Origin of the sequence: Pseudomonas sp. NFACC02 (genome assembly GCF_900110765.1) — a bacterium.
Lineage (GTDB): Bacteria > Pseudomonadota > Gammaproteobacteria > Pseudomonadales > Pseudomonadaceae > Aquipseudomonas.
This window is the reverse complement of sequence record NZ_FOEO01000005.1, coordinates 146,317-164,577: the sequence shown is the minus strand read 5'-3', so window position 1 is coordinate 164,577 and position 18,261 is coordinate 146,317. Positions and strand designations below refer to the sequence as shown.

The following is an 18,261-nucleotide window of genomic DNA, read 5'->3' as shown; positions in this document are numbered from 1 at the left end:
CGCTATTTCGATTCGCTCATGACGAGCAACGCCTCGGCCTCCATCACCCGAAGGTCTGGAAAAAGCCTGGCAGTCTGTTTTTTGGTAAATCCGAGGAAGGCGGTCACGTCGCGGATGACGCCGTAGTCCAAGCCGACGGCGCCGCCAAAGCCGGTCCGCCACTGCGTGGACATGGCGTTGAACGCCAGGAAGGCGGGCCAGACGTCAGGGAAAACGTCGAACTCTTCATCTGGCACATCTGCCCGAGTCAGGCCGAAGGCCGCCAGATCGGAATCGGACGGGCCCGCTTCGGACATCCGGCGCGCGACCGCTCTCAGTTTCCCAGGCGAGCGACTGAGAAGGCGTTCTGGTAGGCGGTGACGATGGCATCACCGGCGCCGGCGGACGTTTCGACCAGGGCACGAATCGCTTCGGGCGTGAACTTGTCCTCAAAGCCCCAGCCCACCACCAGTTCGCTAACCTGCTCGATTTGCCGCTCGATGTTCGCGTCGGTGATGTCGACCAGGGTGATGTCCTCGCCCTTTTCCTTGAAGCGCTCCTGATCATCTTTTGCCGCCTGCTGCCAGCCCGCGAATAGCGCGGCCAGTTCCTTGCGATTTCGGTACTTGAACTCGAACGACACCTTCACCGTGGTGCCGCCTACGCGGGGGATCTCCACGTCCGCCTTGAACGTGGCGGACTGAGCGATTTTGAATTTGGTCGCCATGATTTAGGCCGCCTTGTAGCGAGTAGGACGCGATGCCAGGGACAGCGTGATGACGCGGGCCATGACGTTGTTGCGGGTGAGCGTTGGAGTTGGGGTGATCGAGACGTAGGCGTTGTAGTAGATGGTCGCGCCATTCGGCAGCGTCAGGCGCAGCACGCGGGGCTCGCGATCATCGTCGGCCGCTTCCACCGCTGCAACGTACGGCAGGCTGTCGTCGTCGGCCACCGTCAGCGTCAGCGTGATCGGGTTCTTGTTCGTCGGAAGCTGACGGTCGTCGGACTCTTCCAGGAAACCGAATGTAGCAAACTGCTGCTCACCACCGGAGCTGTTGTTGTCGGTAATCTGGCTGATCTGGGCCCAGGCGCTGGCAGCGCGCACAGACCCGAGCCCGGAACCAGCCGTGTAAACGGAAGTTTTGGTGGTATCGATCCCGTCCAGCCCGAAACTGTCAGTGTCGGAGCCAATCACACGGACGACCTTGTCGTTCAGGCGGGTCCAGCCCGATGTCACGACCAGCACATCACCATCATCAAAGCCGTGCGCGGCGGAAGTGGCCTCAGGCGGCTTGGCGTTGGTAATGGCGGTGAAAGCCTTCGGCGCGCTGTAGGCCGTAGCGATTTCGAAAATCGAGCCGTTGGGAAGAATGGCACTCATTGGGGTTTCCTCGTACACAAATGAAAAACCCCGCACTTGGCGGGGTTCAGGGTTGCCCAACGGGCGGGTTATGCTCGGTCGGCCCGGTACTGGAACGAAGCCGATACGGTGAGTGTGGTGTCATCGACGATCGCAGGACCGGGCTCGACCGGCGTCAGCACCATCACTGTGAAGTCACCCTGCTTCAGTCGCAGAAATGTGGGGAACAACTCATCGAGGTCATCGACCAGTCCTTCGGCATCGCCTGTGCCGTTACCGGCCGGCGTGACGACGCTGATCTGGAACACGCCGGTGTAGACACGGTCGGCGCCTTCCAGCGTCTGGGTGTCGGTGCCTGCGGGCAGCGTGAAGGCGCGCAGATAGGTCTCGCCGTCACCGGGATCGAATGCCACGCCCTGATAGGCGATCCGCAAGCCGCGCGGCGCCGCCCAGGCTGCAAGCCGCTGCTCGTAGATGCGTCGGATGATCTGGTGGCTCATACCTGGTTATTCCTGATTGCCTCCAGCACGATCTGCTGGAAGCGCGCGACAGTGATGCGGACCATTCCGCCGGGAGCCTGCTGGGAATGTCCAAACTCCAAAGGGATCGCGTACGGCAGAGAGTTGGTGATATAGGCCGTGTCACCTGCCTTGAACTCGATCGCTCCGTCGACGATCCGCGCGGTGGATTTGCGCCCGCTCGGGTCGACTTCCTCCGTCGTGGTGTTGTCCGGCGTACCGATGCTGAACATCCAGTTGCCACGGAAGCGCCCGCCGACGTAGTCCTTGCCGGACACCAGCCCGTTCACATTGAAGTTCTGCACCCGCTCGGCCTTGGTCAGCGGCTTGGCATACTTCACACCCTTGCGCAGATTGCCGGACTTGGTGAAATTGCTGTCGTTTAGGTTGATCAGCGTGTTCCGGACGGCAACCTTGAAGTCGTAGTCTTCGGCGGCGCGGGTGTTCTTCGCTCGATGCGCCACGTTCGCCGCCCAGATCTCCGGGTTGCCAACGGGCGACATGCGAATAACGCTGCTGCCCAGTTCGATGATAATTTCGCGCAGGCTGGCGTCGATGGCTTCCTTGGCCTGCTCGGCAAACTGGGCGAGGCTCAGCGCGAAGCTGCCGGACTGTCCGGCACCCGCGCGGCTCATGACCGCACCTGCAATTCATACAGCAATGGCGTGCCGGCGGGGTTGATCTCTTTCATGGGAGGGACGATCGACAGGGTTTTGCCCTGGACGATAACCTTGCTGAGCAGGCTCGGCGGCGCACTGAGGCCGCTTGCGGCTATCTTCAGCTTCTTGTCGCCGGTCTTGATCAGGCTGTTGTTCTGGAATTCTTGCCCGGTGAAGTCGAGCAGGATGCCTTGGGCAGTTCGGTCGGTGACCGTATCAGGACCGGTCTTGCCGGTGGCAGGGTCGTAGACGCCTTTCAACGTTTCGCGAAGGGTTACTGGCTGACCAAGCTCAGTAATCAGCTCAAGGGCCATCACGGCCATCTCGTCGTAGAAGGCCATGAGGGCTCCTGAAGAATTGCAGGACTTGTAAGGCGAACCTACCTATCAACCCTGGCTAGAATGTTGTAGCCGCCAGCGCTGTAGCCTTTCGATGTGATTTTTGCACCGCCAAAGTACGCATGAAGCCGAGAAAGAAACATTTGATAGATCTGCGGCCCGGCCTTCACTTCTTCCTGGTCAGTAAGGGTGAAGGAATAGCTTATTGTTCGCCTTCCAGGCTCCCGCTGATCACCCTCTTCCACTTGCCGCATGATGTCGTCAACGATCTTTTGGGCCGAGTCACTCATAACGCGCATCCTTTTGAATGGGACGCTGACGCTACCATTACGCCCTAACCGCGAACAACCCACGCTTTTGAAGGTAATCCGCAAACTGTGTCGCGCTCGGTCGATCCGGCGCCGCAGGCAGCAGCCGCGAACTGGTGGTACTGATTGTCGCGAACTCACGCTCCACCGCGCCTTCGACTCGCTCCTTGATCACAGCGCCTTTGCGCTTATCGATGGGGTCGATGTCGTCAGCGTAAATCTCAGCGGCCAGAGCCATCTGGCCGTACTGAATGCGCGCCGGCAGATACCGCTCCGGCTTGTTCTCGCCATCAAGGCGAACCTCTCGGCGAGGCCAGGCCAAAGCCTGGTCGCCGGAGGACTTGCGGCCTTTCCAGGTCATTCCATCCATCGCCAAAGCGGACCGGCGTAGCAGCGCCTCTTGCGCGAGCTCGTCCGCCGGGATAGCTACACCGAACTTGACGGCGTAGGCAGCCAGATCCTCAGCAGATGCGTAACTTTCGGCATTCGATACGCCGGTACCGTCTTCAACGATGAGCATGGGTCAGTCCTTGGTGTTCAGGCGGTCAGCTTCGGCCTTGGCGGCGGCTTCATCACCGGCGAAGTCGCTGAATCGTACACCGTCACGGGTGATGATGATCCACTGGTTGTCCGCTTCCAGCTTCGGAATGTAGACGGGCTCATCTTCGGTACCGTCGTTCTGGGTGCCGTTTGATTCTTGCTTGCTCTGGCCTTTGCCTGGCTTCGCCGGAGCCTTATCAGCAGCTTTTGCCTTGCCCTTGACCGGGGTCTTGCGAGTTTCGACTTCCACATCCACTTCAAGAGCCTTGTAGGCCTCGACGATCTCAGGGTAGTCGCCGACGACAGTGACCTTGGTCACGCCGCGCTCAACGTTCCGGAACAAGTCCGGGTTGCGATAGCGCTTGTTAGGGTCGAAGTCGGCTTTCTGATTGCTGTATACGAGTTCCATGAAGATCTCCATGGCGGCCATTACTGGCCGCGCCGTTGCGGTGGCTTATGGGGTTGCTGGGGTGAGCTCGATCATCACGCCAGCAGTGACCTTGTCGCTGTTGGAGTGCTTGACCCAGTTGGCGGACGAGCCGACAGCGGCCAACGATGGGTTGGCGCCGCCGGAGGACTCTTTCCAGCTGTAGCCCAGCACGTCGATGTTGACGACGCCCTCCGCGCGGTAGCCGATGCCCAAGTTCTCTTCGTCGTTGACTTCATACGAGCGGAAGCCTGGAGCTTGGGACTCGGTGATGGTCACGGCGTTTGGCAGCAAGCCGAAGATCACGTCGACCGGCGCGGTGTCAGTGACCAGGACAGGTTTGCCGAGCGTGCCCGGCAGACCGCCGTAGATCACGACTCCGGCCTCTTCGTACACCTTATTGGTGATCGCCTCGTCGACGATGTCGAAGTAGGCAGATGAGTGCATGACCCACAGCGCGATACGGCCGAACTTGTCGCCGAATTTACGCATGCCGCGAGTCAGGGTCTTCTTGCCGTCTGTTTCGATGCTGGCTTCCACCACCATGGCGGCGTTGGAACCGATCGATGCACGCAGCGCCGCAGTGGCGTACTGAACGAATCCTTCCAGGGTCGCATCAGCCACGTCCTGGCCGATGATCTGGGAGAACTCTTCCACCGGGCGCCCGCGACGCTTGAACGCTTCTTCGGTGGTCTGGTATGGGCCGTATTTCCACGGCGCCTTGACGCCAACGGCTTCCCCGGCCGATATCTTTTTCGCCACGACCTTGGCTTCGGAGTGGACGTCGCGGTGATCCAGCGAGCCTGCCAGCTTGTAGAAGGCACGCTTACGGAAGTCGCCTTCGATCAACTCGTTGTCGAGGATGATCGCGCCGTTGGACGATTCGTTGAAAACGTCCAGGTTGTCCTGGACACGTTCCAGGTATGCGGTCTGGGCTTCATCGTTGTAGATGATCAGATCGCTGTTCACAGTTGTAGCCATGGATTGGTCCCCTTACTTGGGCAATTGCAGGTATGCGGTTTGGCCGTGCTTGCGCTGGAAGTCGCGCTTTTGCGTGGCTGACATTTCGGAGCGCTTCAGTGCAGCCTGGCCGCCACCCCCGCCCGGGGCATTCGTACCCGAAGCCCTTGGCCACAGGTGAGGTGCGCTTTCGCGCAGAGATTCCGCCCATTCGAGCGGAGTCAGAGGGGTTTTGCCGTCTTTACCGAGGATCGGCGAGCCTTCTTCGTCGACCGCAATCGCTTCACCCTCCGCATTCAGGGAGAACACGCCTTTGGCGCGCAGAATGATGTCGTCAGTGGCTTCTGGGAGAGCGCCAGCTTTGAGTGCAGCACCGCGAACAGCGTCGCCCAGAACTTTGCCCTGGAACTTGGCGGCGAATGCTTCGGCCTTCTCGGCACGCTCCCCCAGAGCCTTGAGTTGCTTGGTGTAGTCACCGCGCAAGCGCTCGGTGCGACGATTAAATACCTCGTCGACTTTGCCCTCGGTCAGGAGCTTGGTCTCTTCGTCCTGGCCAGCCTTGCTTAGAAGCCCTTTCACAGCCTCAATGTCGACGCCTTCGAACTGGCTTTCAAACTGAGTCAACTTGCCGGAGGTTTCTTTCAGCTTGCTCAGCAGTTCTGCGTTTTTGGTTTTCAAACCGGCTACTGACGCTTCAGCTGCTTTTTCAATGGCAGCTTTGATTTCCGGGTTTTCCAAGTCGATGGTGTTTTCTTCTGCCACGGTGATGCACCCCTTGGGTTTGGTCAGCCCGCCTGACGGGCATAAAAAAACCGCCCAAAGGCGGTGAATGAATTCAGATACCGGCCCGCTCGAAGGCCAAAGGCTCAAGCGTCTTCATTTGATCCAGCGTGAGCGGCAGAAAATTCCGATCAAGCTGCAGCTCGGAAAAGCGCTCGAGCGTCAAACCGCCATCCCGGAACAATTTCGCTCGGATCGGACCTAGCGCTTGATCCTGAAAAGCGGACGGCTGGAGCTTGAGCCAATCGTAATAGCTGAGGCTGGCAGCGACCTGATCGCCTCCGTTCGGCCCTACAGAGGCGCGTGTGGCGTCCTTGCTGAGAAACTTGGTCCACTTTGTCACAGGGACAAAAGTCGTCCGACAGTTCGGGTGAAATGGTGGTCGCGGTCCGGAATCTACGGGAAATCTGCGCTTGTCCATGGACCTGCATTGCTGACTCGTCTTACTGTCAAGCGTAGCGACCATCTCGATCTCGGACACCACATCGGTGTTTTCCTTGATCGTCTCCATCCGCGCTTGAGATGCAACGTGCTGAATGGCGGTATGGACGACTGTGCTTGCGTTACGACTCGTCGTAGCGAGGATGCCGTCGCTGTAGCCTGCTGCTTTGGTGCCCCGAATCCTTCGGATCAACTTAAAGTTGGTCTGGCCTTCAAAGAAGCCCTGCCGAATGGCGCCGTTGACGCGGTCGCGCTCCGCTGTTGACCAATCCGTGATGAATGACTTCAGCAGCTTGCCACCGCCGGCCCCCCGTACGCTCAAAGGATTGCTGAAGACTGCTGTCCGGATGGCTGCGGCCGTCGGGATCACCCCATCAAACGTCACGCCAACCGGAGCCGCACGCCCCAATGCAGTGGCTTCGAACTGAGCCTCGTAGTTCGCAAGGTCAATGAGATCCAAACTCAGCTGATCAGTGTATCGATCGAAGATTCCTAGCAGCAGGCTGTCGACCTCATCGAGCAGCTTGTTTAGCCGCTTGACGCTGTACTCGGTCAGGTCTGACTTGGTCAGCTGTTCGCGCACAGCGCGATCAATCTCTTTAAGGAATGGTGCAAACTTCTTGACCTCACCGGCCTTCAGCTTCTCCAAGAACACCGAGTGTCGAATCGTGGCATCAAGTACCGCTTGGTTGACCGCCATTATTCAAGTCCTCGTCATCCAGGCCGAGATTATCGGTCTGTTCTTGCAGCTCGCTGTCGATCTGCTGATCAGTGCGCTCTGGTGCGATCAGACCCAGCTTGCGAAGGTAGCCGCGTAGGTCGGCCTTGGCAAAGCCGCCGCTTTGCCACAACGCCACAAGCGCTGTGATCATCTGCGGATCAGCCGTCAGCTCGACGAACTCTTGGTTCACCTGATACGCCGTCTTACCTGATGCTCCAATGAACTGGCCGCACCACATTAATGCTTGGGTGTAGGCCTCATTGATGTTGGACACGCAGATGGCCAGCACAGATGTTGCTGCGGACTGGTCGCCACGGGACTCCGTAGCGGTTTTGGCAGTAAGCGAAGCCACAACAAGGCGCGCTCCAAGCTCAATCATCATCTGGTTCTTGTCGGCCATCGCCTCTTTCACCAGGGTGTTGGGCTGGGGCTGGGCAAATCCGAACTGCTCGCCCGCGGGGACCGGGATAGGAGCGCGGGAGCCGACGTAGACCCCTTCTTTGCGGGCCATCGCAAGCCACTGCTCATCCACGCCACTGATCCATGGCTGGGCTTGTCCACACCAGAAGACACTGTCTTCGTAGTCGGCGCTGTTGCGGAAGTGGCCCAGGTTGATCATGGCGATATCGTAAAGCGGCGCCTCGTCGATGCTCGGGTCGTTATTCTGGGCGCCGATGAAGGTGAACGGGACCTCCTTGAGGCGACCACCCTTCCCTTTGGGCAGGTATTCCTCGACGACCTCCAGTGGTCCGCCTCCACGGGGCCCTTTTCGACGCCAGACACGGCACACGTAAAGACCGTCCTCACCAATCGCCAATTCGCGAAACTGCTCAGTGCACTTAAGACCGAAGCCGTCAGCCTCTTCTTTCATCTCGCGCAGAATCACCATGGTTAGCACGTTGTGCCCATCTACCATGCCGGTTCGCCAATTGATGATGTCCTCGGCGCTGTAGGTAAGGATCACTGCATGCCCGCCAATGCCGCCGTCTTCGTGGAAGTCCACGAACAGGCCATGTCGGCCGGTCTCCAGCACGCGTTCAAGTGAGGCTTGCGACTGCTGGTAAATGCTGACACCCGCGCCGTTGGCGTCGTCCTGTAGATACTCCAGCGCCTTCGGTACCGTCAGCGTCGGGTCCTTATGGAACGCCAGGCCGATCAACCCGTTCCGGGTGTGCCCAGTGGCGTTCTTGTAGACGGCGCGTTCGCGGTACGACTTGTTGCGCTCGATGTTCTCTTCGGTCTTGTCGTGGCGGTTGATGTACGGTAGCCGGTCCACGACGCGGTGCTGGCCCGCGCAAACGTCCCGAACGGTCATCCAGCGGTCCAGCGCCTCGATGTACTCGGGCCGCTTGAAGGAAACGTCGTTTGTCATCGGGCGTATCCAAGTTTGAGGGAGGTAACCGGTTTGATGACCGGAAAATCTTTGTAGATGAAGTAGCCGCCCGCGTCGTTCGCGTGGTCGTTGCCTTGCGTTTTGTCTGGCTCGCCATTCGGCGCCCATATCTGCTGTTCCAGGCCATCGGCGTAGGTTGGGCATGTGAACGGGTTGACCTTGTAGCGGCGCTCACCTTGTGCATTGCAGAACATGGCGTTCATGGCGTTGATCCGGTCTTTCACCGGCGGGTTTGCTGCTGGCGCAATCACTGTGAACCCGGCCTGCTTGAGCATGGCGATGTCCGTCAGGCTGGCGTTCACCGACTTGCGAGAGTCGCCCGAGGCATCCGGATAAATCCGGATCTCGCAGGTCTTCTCGAAGTCGTTGCCGTTGTAGCGCCAGTAGCGCTCTTTGATGCGCTTGATCATGTCCGGCGTGTCGTAGCCGTTCATGAGCTCGTCAACCGCACGCGGCATGCCTTGATCGCGCTTCACATGAGTGATCGCGGCCATCTTGCCGACGTTGAAGTCCATGCCGATGAACAGCGGCTCACCAGCTTGCACAGTGTCGAAGCACTGATTCAGCTTGCGGTCGTACGCGTGGTAGATCGACCCGGACGTCAGGTTGACGAACTGGCCATTCAGGTAAGCGCGGATTAATTGCGCCGGGTACGACTCCATCAGCGATGGGATGTAGTCGTCGGGCAGGTTCAGTTCGTTATCGAACGTGCTGGCTTGGATTAGGCCATACATGGCAGCGAGCGCGGGTTTCTCGCGGATCTGCTTCATGAACTGCTGATAGACGAACTTGAAGCCCTCGGGCGTCGTCGTGACATCTACACCGTTCTTCAGGCCCGGCACTTTGTAACGCATCCGCGCGATGATCTTGCGCCAGGCATGCTGAGCCTTGAGCGCAGGTAACACGTCGAGCTCGTCGACCAAGGCATGCCCGATCTTGAAGCCGACGATTGTCTGTGGCTTCTCCATCGACCGGCAGATCGTGGTGCTGCGGTACTGCTTGCCGCTGTAAAAATCGACCTCTTTGTCACTTTCCTTGGTCCGGACCTTCAGGCCCCAGTCGTAAGCCACTTCCTCGATGGTCGGAAAGAAGATGTCTCGGATCTGCGGATAAGTCGGAGCGAAGTAGCCTGAGTTGATACCAGGCCATTCCCAGACGTGCTTGCAGAGAGCCGCGCAACCCACCCACGTCTTGCCCGAACCGAATCCTGCAACGAACCCACGAAATTTGTGCGGTAGCTGGAGGAAATCAGCCTGGGGAACGTTCAGGCTCGGCATCCCGCTTCCTCGCATCAATCACATGAACCGACACGGCGGTAGGGACAACTGGTTCATCGTCAGCATCGGCTTTCTTCTGCCGGTTGACGTACATGTCGCCTGTTTCTTTGGCGGCCTGCTCCAGAATCTGCATGGCGAGCACGATGTTCTTCATCGTCTCCGCCTTCTCAACGAACCGGTTCATGGCCCGCAACCGGAACGCACGGTTCGCGATCGGTATATCTGCTGTCTCTTCACGAAACCGCTTCCGGGTGTCCTCGAATAGCGTCACCCAGCGCTTCGCCAGGTTCACGCCTGCTCGCTTGGTTGGGTCGTGCTGTTCAACCTGCTGGCGGGTCACATCAACGTTAAATTCCTGCTTCACCGCCTGTGAGACTTGTGTTGGAGTGTCGAAGCACGCCAAAGCCTGAACGATGAAGGCTTTCACATCGCTTTTCAGGGCTGCCATAGATTTCCATCCGTCTCATGCCTGTCTCACTTCAGGCCGACTTGAGCAGACAGGTTCCGCAGGCCCTCGAAATATTCAGTTTCCCCAACTCGGCGGGTTTGTTTGCAGCGTCGACCATGGCCTGCACCTCAGTGCTCGCCCCATAGCGGCGGACCACGCCGACGAACTCTTCGACGTCGTGCCCTTGAAGCTTCAACTTGGGCGCACCGTCTTGGGTGAATGCAGGCTGACCATATTTGTCAGTGGCTTGGGCCAGGTGATAAAGCTCATGCTCGATCAGCGCGCAGAACTCGGTGTCGCTGCAAGTCGAACAGTAGTCGGCAGCGAGAGTGATGATGAAGGTCGGAACATCGCCGAACCAATCACGCATCTGCTGTTCCATCCGGGCTTTCTGCCAACCGCCGGCGCGGAATGCCACCTGCTCGGCCTGGCCCAATACGAAGCGCCCGGCCTTCTCGAAGCTGGACGATGCCCACATCACCGCGATGTCTGCGTCGACCAGGTGCGCGTGGTCTTCGTTGTGAATGCTGCCGATATCGGCAAGGATCTCGGCCTGAATCCATTCCCACACTTCAGGTGCAGGAGTCAGGCGGATACCGAAGTCAGAGAGCTCCGACAGTTCCAGCAGTGATGCCGGCGGTACTGGTCTGCTCATCTGGTTGCCCTACTGAAAGAATCAACAGACGAACCTGCCCGCCCGTGCTCGTGTCTCGCTTCTTAGCCATCTCCACCGCCTCAGCAGCCGTAGCACCCATGTCCATGGCAGTAAGCGCGTGAGCAGTACCGCTGCCGATGGCAAAACTCCGGTCCTGTCGGATGGCGGCCTTCCATAGCCCGTCGGTATCGTTGTGCCCGACCTGCCAAATCGTTTCGCCATCGAACGCCAACGCATTCGCATCTACGTTCTTCTCGACCGCCCCGAAGTAGGCGCTGATCAACCGGGGAAAATCGCCAGTCGCGCCGGTGAGGATGAACTTCACGCCTTGGGCTTCGACCAGCTTTTCGTAGTCGTCGTAATCGATGATGCTGCCGCGAGTGATGCGGGAGTCATAGGCGATGACGCCGTCTTTGTAGGCGATGGTCGTCACAGGATAGGCCCCTCGCCCATTCGAAATGTTTGATTTGACCGTGCGTAGCCACCGCAGTAGATGACTCTCACCTGGCCCCATTCTGCGTGGATGTCGACAGTCTCCCCGTCGCTCGTTTTCAGCGGCAGGTCATGCGCAACGATTACGCCGGCCTTGACGTCGGCGTAAATCACGCTCTTGCGCAGATCGCCATCCAGGATCACCTCCCGCATACCGCGCCCATCGTCGTACCAATGGACGTGCTCACCGTTTTGATCGCCCATAGCTCAGCCCAGCAGCAGCTGCGTCTGCTTCAACGCATGAGCATGGAGAACTGCGACGATATAGCCGTTGGGCAGACCGCCAGCGACGGCCGCGTTGAGGGCGGTCGTAATGGCTCGGTCGAGATGGCCGACCTCCGCGTTCACATCGATGGCCGCTGAGGGCTCTGGTACCTGGGGTTGGGGTACGGCTTGCGGTGCTCTTGGCATTTGGTTGCTCCAATGTGCGCGCCACGAAATGGGCGTAACTGAATATGTGGCGCGGGTTACCTCGGCTTCCGGCGCTCGACCTTTCCCGGCTCGCTGCCGAATCGATCATCACGCAAGCACCCTTCACAACTGAGTCGGGCGCAGATCCAACGCTTCACCGCTGGCCAATACGTGACCATGAACATGTGACGCAATCCGGCCAAAGCCAACGCAACGTGCATCGTTACCCCCGCTGAGTTCGGCGTGAAAAAGAAACGGTCAGACCGGGCGAGAATGGCGTAACCGCTGATGGCGATCACTGCGTACAGGATCTTGCCGATAACACCATCGCGGACCTTCCCACTTAGCGCGCACCAGGTTGCCCAGAATGCGATGAAGCCAGCGGCATACGCGTTCAGGTATTCGAATGTCATTGGCTTGGTCCTCCGAATTTGCTCCGGATAAACGACCACAGGTCTGCGGCTTTGATCGCTCTGGTGATAGCAGCCATGAGCGAACCGCCGAACGTACCCAACAGAAAGCCCACCCCGGCGACACTGCGTGGCTCGATGATTCCAAAATATGAGCTGACCATTCCAGTCAGGTAGTGCGCACAGGCCATGCCTGTGAAAAGAAACAGGAGCCATGACTTTCGATCAGTCAGGTCATCCTTATGCCAGCGTGTGGCAACGAGGGCCCCGAATAGGCCTGCAATCAGCCAGTCGAACTTGTCGAGCAGGCGATGAAAGAATTCCATGCGCTCGACTCCGTGCGGCCACTATGAAATATTTAGTTGCTATCCGGCCGAGTTGGCTTTGGACAGTAAGTGAGGAAAAAATGACGGACGATACCTACATTCTTGATCGAGCCATCTATAACCACTTGTACTATGCTGCGAAATTTGGAAAGCGGAACGTTCCAATACCACTGACCGAAATATGCAATGGGATTGCCAAAAAGTTTGGCGTTGAAGTGACCGAAAAGGAGGTCGCCTCTCAGATCGCCATGACTAAGTTCGGACAGCATGACCATCAAGGGGTTAAGCACAACATTCCGCCCTATCACTACATATCCGAAAGACAAGGAGGGAACCCTTTTGTGATGACGCATGCCTCCCTTATTGAGCAAGCCGTGGACTTTCCAGCGGAGTGGAAATTCAAACCTTACACTTAGCTCCTTCAAGCCAGCAGATCGTGAAAACATTTGCGGCCTTTCTCGCAGTCCGTCAGAGGCTTCACTATCGCTGGCACCCAACTGCACCAGTCTCGACAGATCTCCTCGCGCAGCAACGAAAGCGTGATGGCGTTGCTCGCGGGCTGCCGGTGTTTTATGCAGCACGGCACTACCGGCATATCCGTGTCCAGATGTCACCCGAAGGGCTGCTCTGGCTGCAGGTCGAAAAAAACGGGCACAAAAAAACCCGCTCGATGGCGGGTCTCTCGGAGCAAGTTGCCGCAGGCAAAATACTCAATGTGGCGAAATGATGCCCTCAGCCGTGCGGGAAGTCAATGTATAGATACGTAACGAGACAGATTTAGACAGAACCGGGCGCTAAGCAGCTTCTTTCATCTGATAAATCACCGCTCCGACCGGGCTCAGTGCCATCCGATCCAGATCCTCGCAGCATTCAAAAATCAGCGTGATCACCGGCTCCCAATCCCGCGCCCATGCACAGGATTCCAGCCGCACGCCGTACTCGGCCATCAACCACGACCGGAACGCCTCGGGCTTGATCATCGGGTCATCATTGGCCGACTGCCCGCCCTGATGCATGTACCGATACCGGCGCATCACGCCCTTCACGACATACTCCAGCTTCTCGCGCTTAGCTGCGGTCATACGCTTGGACTTGGAGACGACCATGCCGAACACCACCTCCTCCGCCGCCTCCCGGATGTCGTCGCTCCGGTGCGCGGCGTACATGTACTCACCGAACACGCGGACTTGAGGGTGCAGCTTGGCAATGACGGATTGAATGTGACCCGCCAGCGCGCTATGCACGGCGTGGTTCGCTGTTGGCCCGCGCTCGGTACTCTGGACCACCACGCCAAGCTGAACGACGTCCGAGCTCTGGCCCGGCGCTGGGTTGTAGGTGCAGTCGTGCCATGCCTGACGTGCCGAATTGATCTTCATGCTGCTCTCCCCTTCAGCTCTTTGGTCTTTGCCCGGTACTCAGCCTTGATGGCCTTCAAATCTTCAACGGTATAGCGCTTCGGCTCATGAGGGCCTTCGAGCCGATCGACGCGCTCCTGGCCAATCTTCTGGATCAGGCGTTCGCGGTAGCCCTGTGCGACCGTTCGGCCCTTGGCGGCATATTTCCCCGACCCTCCGTTGCACGTCTTCAGCTGCTTGTGGCAGTTGTCCTCGTCAAAGCGCAGCTCTGGATAAGCGCCACGACTGAGGAAATGGCCTGCATCCCACTTGCCACCAGTCAACCAGTCTTCGTCTGAGCCGTAGCTGCCGCAGCAAATGCATGGTTGGTCCTTATCCCGCTCGCGAATGAATCTGTTGAACTCGGCCTGAGCCTCTTTGGTGTAGTCGCCGACTGACTTCAGCTTCTCCTTGCGAACCTTGATCTCACGACGTTCACGCTGTGCAAGCGACTTGCGCTGCTTCTCCTTCGCCTGGCGGGCCAGCACTACTGCACAATCCGGCGAGCACCATTTCTGGAAGCTGCGCGTCGGGGTGAAGGTGGCGCCACACCCGGAGACACGGCAGCGCTTCGGCCGCATCGGCTTATCGGAGCGAGGGATCACAGCCCACCCCCAAACTGATGCGCGCATGGGTTGGTGTGGTAGCTGTGCTCGAGCATGGTGGCGATGGCCCTGATGAGGGACTTTGCATACTCAGTCATAGCGGCCCTCCCACAGATCCTTCTGCGACCAGCGCACCTGGTGCTCGGCGCCGAAAGCGGAAACCCACTCGATCAACTCGGCGCACTTACTCACGCTGAGCTTGCTGGTACGCTCGTACAGGACGTCGATGCCCTTTCCGTCGATGGCCGGGATCATCTGGATGGTTTCGCCGCTCTCGCGCAGCCAGGCGGCGGTGCAGAGACGCTTCCAGACCGTCACGTCCCACCTGCGGCCGGCGTGTTCAACCTGGCGGGAGATGTCGGCCAGCATGGCGTGAAGCTTTTTGTTCTGCTCTCCGTTGCGGTCCGGCTCCTTGATCACTATCAGCTTCGGCTTGGTGAAGTCCGTGGCGTGCAGGATGCCCATGAGGCGGCTGGTGTCGTCGCGGCTTCGCATGAGGACTTCAGTCATGGCTTCACCTCACACTTCGGACCGTCGCGCAGCAGCAGGTATTTCGCCGCATCGCTGGTTATTTCGTAGTGGAATGCGATGGGCGCCATTGATTCCAATTCGACGTCGCGCGGGTAGCTATATCCGACACCGAAGCCGGCTGCGCCAACGGTGATAACCAACAGGGCAGCAAGGCGTAAACCTGGCTTTAAATCGGGATGAACGCTCATCGAAACACCTCCTGCAGATTCGCAGGCGCAGTGACCCGCTGAACTTTGTGATGCATGCCGTAACCGGCTACCACGACGATGATGGTCAGGACGATCCAGATCCGGTTGGTCATGACGCCATACCCTTCAACAGCGCCTGCAACTGCTTGAGCTTGCCGAGCGCTTCCGCATTGCTCTCTTGCTCGGCTGCAACAGACAGCGCGACTTCTTCAATGCGGGCGGCCATCGACTTCATGCGCTTGCTGAACTCATCGGAAAGGTTCACCACTTCGCCAGACAGGGCTGCCAGAGCATCCAGCGCGCCTTCAGGCTTCTTGATCGCTACTACGTTCGGCTTGGCTACCTGGTTCATCACTGGCTCCTTCTTGGTCTTTTGGGTTGCTGCGTCACGCTGAAACTTGCCGCCGACTGGCTCGCGGATCAGCCCGGCGTCTTTGAGCTCTCCCAAAGCGCGGCGAACGGCATAGGAAGAAACACCCGTGGCGTTTGCGGTAACGGATGCGTTGTGAATGTCGTGTGTGCTCCATGCGTCCTGAATCGGGACGAACTCGAAGACCTTTCTGGCGATTGAGGATTGGCCTGCGAGCAACTGGAGTTGACGGGATTGGGTGATAGCCATCAGGAAGCCCCCCGCTTTTGAAGCTCTTCGACAGCTGCCAGGTGCTTGATCACGCGCTCGTTGAGGTCGCGACGTTGCCGGCGGCGACGGTGAGCCTCGACCAGCTTGCGTTTGGTGTTTTGCAGGTGCATGGCCTGCTTCAGTTCGCGAAGCTTTTGAGCGACGTTTGCGGATGGCTTCGCGACTGTGCCGGTGAGCAAGCCGGCTATGGCCCGGCCGTCTTCGGTAACCGGCTCATGGCTCATGTCGGCGATCAGCAGTTGTGCGCGCTCTTGCGGAATGCGCTGCAGCTCGGCAGCTTTGTTGATGGCGGCCACGCGGCGGCCAGCGTCAAATCCAAGCGAGATGTGCCAGTTCACCGCCTGAGCATTGGTGCGAGCCCCGGTGACGAACCGGTCGTAAGCGCTGAGAAACGCCATGCGCGCACCGATCTTGTCGCCTACGTCCAGCACCGGGCGGGCGGCATTCAGGGCCAGTTGGATTTCGTCAGTCATCACGACGGTGTCGAATTCATCGTTCGAGGCCAGCGCGATGGCCCATGCCTCATCGCGACCTGGACGGCCGTCCTTGACCTCGATCCGCTGCAGAATCGCTTGCAGCGAAAGCTTGCCAGCCACTTCGCGACGACAAGCCTGCAGCGCGTCGATCAGCGTGCCGACATCGTAGAGCTCAAGATCATTGGCGATCATCGCGGCGGCAGTGGCCGACAGAGTTGAACCCATCGCCTCGGCTGTCGCGCACAGCGCATCAACCAGGCCCAGCTTATCGGCGGAGGAAAGCATTCTGGACGCCCCCGTTCAGGATGATTGCCTTGGCCTGTTCGGCGGCGTTCATGTTGGCCTGGGTGTTTTCCATCTGGCGGGCTGTAGTCCCATTCATTTGGGTCTTGGTGGCCCATTGGGTGTGATAGGCCTCGGCCTTGGCGATCAGGTTGGTCAGGCTATGGCAGTCGTTGATCAGGCGGGCGTCGTTGATGGTCAGGTAGTACGCCGCGACACTGTGGGCGACATCGATGCCGAGACGGTCAACCAGCTTGCCGAGGATTCCGCCAGCGGTAGCGTTCCAAACCGGCCAGCACTGGTAGCGCTTGCGGTAGGCCATGGCGTAGTTCGCCCAAGCCTTGAAGGTTTTGCAGGTCTGATCTTTGGGTCCCGGCATGTCGGCGGGGATCTCGACACGGGGAGCGTCTGGGCGATCAACCACAAGCACCAAACTCCCGGACTGGGTCGGCACCGCCGCACCCTCCGGCAAGTCCTGACTTGTACCCTGATTGGTATCCTGATGATTGGTATCCTGATTTGTCGGAGATTTTTCCGACCCTTGCTCGGATTTTTTTCCGACCTTGCTCGGAGATTTATCCGAGGTAGATCGGATTTTTTTCCGACCTTTGTTTTCAGGTGGGGTCGGATATTTTTCCGACCCATCGAGTTTCTGATTCCACTCGGCAGCTTTCGGGGTCAGGCGGAAAAGCGTGATGTTCGAGGTACTCGACAACTGGATCAAACCTGCCTCGTCCAGCGCCTTCAGCATGCGGTACGCGGTGTCGGGTTTATCGGTCAGCAGCGGCAACTCTTCGACGATCTTCGCTTTGCTCAGCGCAAAGAAAACGCCGTCGTCAGTGGTGACCGGCTTGGTCCAGCTCGGGCAGCCGTAGATGAAGGCGAACAGCAGAGCTTGCTGCGAGTTAAGCCCCCACTCCAACGCCTTCACCTGGTTGATGGTTACGGTGAATTGCATGTCAGGCCTTCCCGACCATTTTGGCCAATTCGAGGAAGCGATCGACGTACCAGTGAGGTTGCGTTTCGCGGGGGGATTGAGGGCTGGTCAGGTTCTTGCCGTAGGCGAGGCCCTTTTCAGTGATCGACCAGAACGGAACGACCTCCTGCTTAGAGTTCTTGCGGGTCAATACCTTGAGGTAGCCGGCGGCTTCGAGCTTCTTGTTGAATGACACGACTGAGCCGCCCAGGCCGAAGTCCTTCAGCAGTGCGGTCGCAGACTTGGTGGGCATGGAAGAGCCGCCAACAGCATCCGGTGCAGCGTCCACGGCATAGCCTGGGAGAAACTTCGGATCAAGGCCGTTGTTCTCGGCGATCTTCGTCAGCATGAGCATCTGGCTGGACGGTGCAGGCTTCAGCAGGCGCGTGAAGCATTCCATGATCGCGATTTCGCCGATGACCTTCGTTCCGTTCGCTGTGACGGCCTCACGTGACGCCGATTGCTGCTCAAGTTCGTGCCAGCGGCGGATGACCTTCATGCGCAAGCCAGCGCTGTAACCAGTGAGCAAGCAGTCTGTGTGCTCACGATCAAGCAGATATTCGGTTTGCTCGCGGTTCCGGCCGTCGAGGTAGATGTGAGCAAAATTGCTCACATTAACTTTCAGCTCGGAAGCCATGGTTTGAATGTCGCGCTTAACGTCTGGATGACGTTTACCGGTCAGGTTCGCAATCTCACGCGAAGACATCGTGCGCGCCACGTTTTGCT

30 protein-coding genes are annotated in these 18,261 nt (G+C 58.7%); 3 read left to right on the top strand and 27 right to left on the bottom strand.

Going from position 1 to position 18,261, the window contains the following annotated elements; translation table 11 throughout:
* Positions 1-2: 2 nt before the first annotated feature.
* The 17 genes from BMY73_RS07060 to BMY73_RS06980 form a co-directional block, all read right to left on the bottom strand.
* Positions 3-296 (bottom strand): DUF1799 domain-containing protein, encoded by a 294-nt coding sequence (locus tag BMY73_RS07060; RefSeq protein ID WP_092406049.1) that lies wholly within the window; start codon positions 294-296, stop codon positions 3-5.
* 17 nt (positions 297-313) lie between these two features.
* The gene (locus BMY73_RS07055) at positions 314-706 is read right to left on the bottom strand and encodes a phage tail assembly chaperone (protein WP_092406048.1); all 393 of its coding nucleotides are present in this window, start codon (positions 704-706) and stop codon (positions 314-316) included.
* Positions 707-709: 3 nt separating this feature from the next.
* Positions 710-1,360 carry a phage tail protein gene (locus BMY73_RS07050; protein WP_092406046.1) on the bottom strand — a complete coding sequence of 217 codons (651 nt, stop codon included), beginning with the start codon at positions 1,358-1,360 and terminating at the stop codon, positions 710-712.
* Between the two features lie 68 nt (positions 1,361-1,428).
* Complete coding sequence (locus BMY73_RS07045) at positions 1,429-1,839, bottom strand: phage tail terminator-like protein (RefSeq protein WP_092406044.1); 411 nt, start codon at positions 1,837-1,839, stop codon at positions 1,429-1,431.
* Positions 1,836-2,492 carry a hypothetical protein gene (locus tag BMY73_RS07040; RefSeq protein ID WP_092406042.1) on the bottom strand — a complete coding sequence of 219 codons (657 nt, stop codon included), beginning with the start codon at positions 2,490-2,492 and terminating at the stop codon, positions 1,836-1,838. Before BMY73_RS07040 ends, BMY73_RS07045 begins: the two co-directional genes overlap by 4 nt.
* Positions 2,489-2,857 (bottom strand): hypothetical protein, encoded by a 369-nt coding sequence (locus BMY73_RS07035; RefSeq protein ID WP_092406040.1) that lies wholly within the window; start codon positions 2,855-2,857, stop codon positions 2,489-2,491. The genes BMY73_RS07040 and BMY73_RS07035 overlap by 4 nt, the downstream gene beginning before the upstream one ends.
* 38 nt (positions 2,858-2,895) lie before the next feature.
* Complete coding sequence (locus BMY73_RS07030) at positions 2,896-3,144, bottom strand: hypothetical protein (RefSeq protein ID WP_092406038.1); 249 nt, start codon at positions 3,142-3,144, stop codon at positions 2,896-2,898.
* A gap of 37 nt (positions 3,145-3,181) precedes the next feature.
* On the bottom strand, positions 3,182-3,682 hold the full coding sequence (locus BMY73_RS07025) for a DnaT-like ssDNA-binding protein (protein WP_092406036.1): 501 nt from the start codon (positions 3,680-3,682) through the stop codon (positions 3,182-3,184).
* A gap of 3 nt (positions 3,683-3,685) precedes the next feature.
* Complete coding sequence (locus tag BMY73_RS07020) at positions 3,686-4,111, bottom strand: CTP synthase (protein WP_256571041.1); 426 nt, start codon at positions 4,109-4,111, stop codon at positions 3,686-3,688.
* A gap of 45 nt (positions 4,112-4,156) precedes the next feature.
* Positions 4,157-5,110 (bottom strand): major capsid protein, encoded by a 954-nt coding sequence (locus tag BMY73_RS07015; RefSeq protein ID WP_092406032.1) that lies wholly within the window; start codon positions 5,108-5,110, stop codon positions 4,157-4,159.
* A 12-nt stretch (positions 5,111-5,122) separates the two neighbouring features.
* Complete coding sequence (locus BMY73_RS07010) at positions 5,123-5,851, bottom strand: hypothetical protein (RefSeq protein ID WP_092406030.1); 729 nt, start codon at positions 5,849-5,851, stop codon at positions 5,123-5,125.
* A 73-nt stretch (positions 5,852-5,924) separates the two neighbouring features.
* Positions 5,925-7,010, bottom strand: a complete 1,086-nt coding sequence (locus tag BMY73_RS07005) for a minor capsid protein (RefSeq protein WP_092406028.1) — start codon at positions 7,008-7,010, stop codon at positions 5,925-5,927.
* The gene (locus BMY73_RS07000; RefSeq protein ID WP_092406026.1) at positions 6,985-8,403 is read right to left on the bottom strand and encodes a DUF4055 domain-containing protein; all 1,419 of its coding nucleotides are present in this window, start codon (positions 8,401-8,403) and stop codon (positions 6,985-6,987) included. Before BMY73_RS07000 ends, BMY73_RS07005 begins: the two co-directional genes overlap by 26 nt.
* Positions 8,400-9,701, bottom strand: a complete 1,302-nt coding sequence (locus BMY73_RS06995; protein WP_092406024.1) for a terminase large subunit domain-containing protein — start codon at positions 9,699-9,701, stop codon at positions 8,400-8,402. The genes BMY73_RS07000 and BMY73_RS06995 overlap by 4 nt, the downstream gene beginning before the upstream one ends.
* On the bottom strand, positions 9,673-10,149 hold the full coding sequence (locus BMY73_RS06990; protein ID WP_092406022.1) for a DUF2280 domain-containing protein: 477 nt from the start codon (positions 10,147-10,149) through the stop codon (positions 9,673-9,675). The genes BMY73_RS06995 and BMY73_RS06990 overlap by 29 nt, the downstream gene beginning before the upstream one ends.
* 31 nt (positions 10,150-10,180) lie before the next feature.
* Positions 10,181-10,804, bottom strand: coding sequence for a putative metallopeptidase (locus BMY73_RS06985; protein ID WP_092406020.1), 624 nt, complete (start codon positions 10,802-10,804; stop codon positions 10,181-10,183).
* Positions 10,752-11,237 (bottom strand): proteasome subunit beta, encoded by a 486-nt coding sequence (locus BMY73_RS06980; RefSeq protein WP_092406018.1) that lies wholly within the window; start codon positions 11,235-11,237, stop codon positions 10,752-10,754. Before BMY73_RS06980 ends, BMY73_RS06985 begins: the two co-directional genes overlap by 53 nt.
* A gap of 131 nt (positions 11,238-11,368) precedes the next feature.
* On the opposite strand from BMY73_RS06980, the gene BMY73_RS28275 reads away from it, so the two are divergent.
* The gene (locus BMY73_RS28275) at positions 11,369-11,659 is read left to right on the top strand and encodes a hypothetical protein (RefSeq protein ID WP_175500143.1); all 291 of its coding nucleotides are present in this window, start codon (positions 11,369-11,371) and stop codon (positions 11,657-11,659) included.
* Between the two features lie 104 nt (positions 11,660-11,763).
* On the opposite strand, the gene BMY73_RS06965 is transcribed toward BMY73_RS28275, so the two are convergent.
* Complete coding sequence (locus BMY73_RS06965) at positions 11,764-12,120, bottom strand: hypothetical protein (RefSeq protein WP_092406012.1); 357 nt, start codon at positions 12,118-12,120, stop codon at positions 11,764-11,766.
* Complete coding sequence (locus tag BMY73_RS06960; protein ID WP_092406011.1) at positions 12,117-12,443, bottom strand: MFS transporter; 327 nt, start codon at positions 12,441-12,443, stop codon at positions 12,117-12,119. Before BMY73_RS06960 ends, BMY73_RS06965 begins: the two co-directional genes overlap by 4 nt.
* Before the next feature lie 80 nt (positions 12,444-12,523).
* Here BMY73_RS06960 and BMY73_RS06955 point away from each other — a divergent pair, with 80 nt between their 5' ends.
* Both BMY73_RS06955 and BMY73_RS27845 read left to right on the top strand, forming a co-directional pair.
* The gene (locus BMY73_RS06955; protein ID WP_092406009.1) at positions 12,524-12,859 is read left to right on the top strand and encodes a hypothetical protein; all 336 of its coding nucleotides are present in this window, start codon (positions 12,524-12,526) and stop codon (positions 12,857-12,859) included.
* Entirely contained in the window at positions 12,835-13,170 is a 336-nt protein-coding gene (locus BMY73_RS27845) for a hypothetical protein (protein ID WP_139214135.1), read from the top strand. Before BMY73_RS06955 ends, BMY73_RS27845 begins: the two co-directional genes overlap by 25 nt.
* Before the next feature lie 67 nt (positions 13,171-13,237).
* Here the strand turns inward: BMY73_RS27845 and BMY73_RS06950 are convergent, their stop codons facing one another.
* The 8 genes from BMY73_RS06950 to BMY73_RS06915 all read right to left on the bottom strand — a co-directional run bounded on the left by BMY73_RS06950 (position 13,238) and on the right by BMY73_RS06915 (position 18,241).
* Positions 13,238-13,819: a hypothetical protein gene (locus BMY73_RS06950; protein WP_092406007.1), complete on the bottom strand. Its 582-nt coding sequence runs from the start codon at positions 13,817-13,819 to the stop codon at positions 13,238-13,240.
* On the bottom strand, positions 13,816-14,418 hold the full coding sequence (locus BMY73_RS06945; protein WP_092406005.1) for a recombination protein NinG: 603 nt from the start codon (positions 14,416-14,418) through the stop codon (positions 13,816-13,818). Before BMY73_RS06945 ends, BMY73_RS06950 begins: the two co-directional genes overlap by 4 nt.
* A 114-nt stretch (positions 14,419-14,532) precedes the next feature.
* Positions 14,533-14,952: a recombination protein NinB gene (locus BMY73_RS06940; protein ID WP_092406003.1), complete on the bottom strand. Its 420-nt coding sequence runs from the start codon at positions 14,950-14,952 to the stop codon at positions 14,533-14,535.
* Entirely contained in the window at positions 14,949-15,161 is a 213-nt protein-coding gene (locus BMY73_RS06935; protein WP_092406001.1) for a hypothetical protein, read from the bottom strand. The genes BMY73_RS06940 and BMY73_RS06935 overlap by 4 nt, the downstream gene beginning before the upstream one ends.
* Positions 15,162-15,270: 109 nt before the next feature.
* Positions 15,271-15,780, bottom strand: coding sequence for a hypothetical protein (locus tag BMY73_RS06930; RefSeq protein WP_256571026.1), 510 nt, complete (start codon positions 15,778-15,780; stop codon positions 15,271-15,273).
* Positions 15,780-16,562, bottom strand: a complete 783-nt coding sequence (locus BMY73_RS06925) for a hypothetical protein (RefSeq protein WP_092405999.1) — start codon at positions 16,560-16,562, stop codon at positions 15,780-15,782. Before BMY73_RS06925 ends, BMY73_RS06930 begins: the two co-directional genes overlap by 1 nt.
* Entirely contained in the window at positions 16,543-17,517 is a 975-nt protein-coding gene (locus tag BMY73_RS06920; protein WP_092405997.1) for a phage replication protein, read from the bottom strand. Before BMY73_RS06920 ends, BMY73_RS06925 begins: the two co-directional genes overlap by 20 nt.
* Position 17,518: 1 nt before the next feature.
* Positions 17,519-18,241 (bottom strand): Rha family transcriptional regulator, encoded by a 723-nt coding sequence (locus tag BMY73_RS06915; protein ID WP_218190149.1) that lies wholly within the window; start codon positions 18,239-18,241, stop codon positions 17,519-17,521.
* Between the last annotated feature and the right edge of the window lie 20 nt (positions 18,242-18,261).

Coding starts and splice junctions, on each gene's coding strand:
- BMY73_RS28275 (WP_175500143.1), top strand. CDS start 11,369: ATGCGCAACGATTACGCCGGCCTTGACGTCGGCGTAAATCACGCTCTT.
- BMY73_RS06930 (WP_256571026.1), bottom strand. CDS start 15,780: ATGGCTATCACCCAATCCCGTCAACTCCAGTTGCTCGCAGGCCAATCC.
- BMY73_RS07005 (WP_092406028.1), bottom strand. CDS start 7,010: ATGGCGGTCAACCAAGCGGTACTTGATGCCACGATTCGACACTCGGTG.
- BMY73_RS07035 (WP_092406040.1), bottom strand. CDS start 2,857: ATGGCCTTCTACGACGAGATGGCCGTGATGGCCCTTGAGCTGATTACT.
- BMY73_RS06965 (WP_092406012.1), bottom strand. CDS start 12,120: ATGACATTCGAATACCTGAACGCGTATGCCGCTGGCTTCATCGCATTC.
- BMY73_RS07060 (WP_092406049.1), bottom strand. CDS start 296: ATGTCCGAAGCGGGCCCGTCCGATTCCGATCTGGCGGCCTTCGGCCTG.
- BMY73_RS07050 (WP_092406046.1), bottom strand. CDS start 1,360: ATGAGTGCCATTCTTCCCAACGGCTCGATTTTCGAAATCGCTACGGCC.
- BMY73_RS06935 (WP_092406001.1), bottom strand. CDS start 15,161: ATGAGCGTTCATCCCGATTTAAAGCCAGGTTTACGCCTTGCTGCCCTG.
- BMY73_RS07040 (WP_092406042.1), bottom strand. CDS start 2,492: ATGAGCCGCGCGGGTGCCGGACAGTCCGGCAGCTTCGCGCTGAGCCTC.
- BMY73_RS06985 (WP_092406020.1), bottom strand. CDS start 10,804: ATGAGCAGACCAGTACCGCCGGCATCACTGCTGGAACTGTCGGAGCTC.
- BMY73_RS07030 (WP_092406038.1), bottom strand. CDS start 3,144: ATGAGTGACTCGGCCCAAAAGATCGTTGACGACATCATGCGGCAAGTG.
- BMY73_RS06945 (WP_092406005.1), bottom strand. CDS start 14,418: ATGCGGCCGAAGCGCTGCCGTGTCTCCGGGTGTGGCGCCACCTTCACC.
- BMY73_RS06960 (WP_092406011.1), bottom strand. CDS start 12,443: ATGGAATTCTTTCATCGCCTGCTCGACAAGTTCGACTGGCTGATTGCA.
- BMY73_RS07045 (WP_092406044.1), bottom strand. CDS start 1,839: ATGAGCCACCAGATCATCCGACGCATCTACGAGCAGCGGCTTGCAGCC.
- BMY73_RS07020 (WP_256571041.1), bottom strand. CDS start 4,111: ATGGAACTCGTATACAGCAATCAGAAAGCCGACTTCGACCCTAACAAG.
- BMY73_RS07000 (WP_092406026.1), bottom strand. CDS start 8,403: ATGACAAACGACGTTTCCTTCAAGCGGCCCGAGTACATCGAGGCGCTG.
- BMY73_RS06925 (WP_092405999.1), bottom strand. CDS start 16,562: ATGCTTTCCTCCGCCGATAAGCTGGGCCTGGTTGATGCGCTGTGCGCG.
- BMY73_RS06950 (WP_092406007.1), bottom strand. CDS start 13,819: ATGAAGATCAATTCGGCACGTCAGGCATGGCACGACTGCACCTACAAC.
- BMY73_RS06990 (WP_092406022.1), bottom strand. CDS start 10,149: ATGGCAGCCCTGAAAAGCGATGTGAAAGCCTTCATCGTTCAGGCTTTG.
- BMY73_RS06995 (WP_092406024.1), bottom strand. CDS start 9,701: ATGCCGAGCCTGAACGTTCCCCAGGCTGATTTCCTCCAGCTACCGCAC.
- BMY73_RS07055 (WP_092406048.1), bottom strand. CDS start 706: ATGGCGACCAAATTCAAAATCGCTCAGTCCGCCACGTTCAAGGCGGAC.
- BMY73_RS06955 (WP_092406009.1), top strand. CDS start 12,524: ATGACGGACGATACCTACATTCTTGATCGAGCCATCTATAACCACTTG.
- BMY73_RS07025 (WP_092406036.1), bottom strand. CDS start 3,682: ATGCTCATCGTTGAAGACGGTACCGGCGTATCGAATGCCGAAAGTTAC.
- BMY73_RS06940 (WP_092406003.1), bottom strand. CDS start 14,952: ATGACTGAAGTCCTCATGCGAAGCCGCGACGACACCAGCCGCCTCATG.
- BMY73_RS06915 (WP_218190149.1), bottom strand. CDS start 18,241: ATGTCTTCGCGTGAGATTGCGAACCTGACCGGTAAACGTCATCCAGAC.
- BMY73_RS06920 (WP_092405997.1), bottom strand. CDS start 17,517: ATGCAATTCACCGTAACCATCAACCAGGTGAAGGCGTTGGAGTGGGGG.
- BMY73_RS07015 (WP_092406032.1), bottom strand. CDS start 5,110: ATGGCTACAACTGTGAACAGCGATCTGATCATCTACAACGATGAAGCC.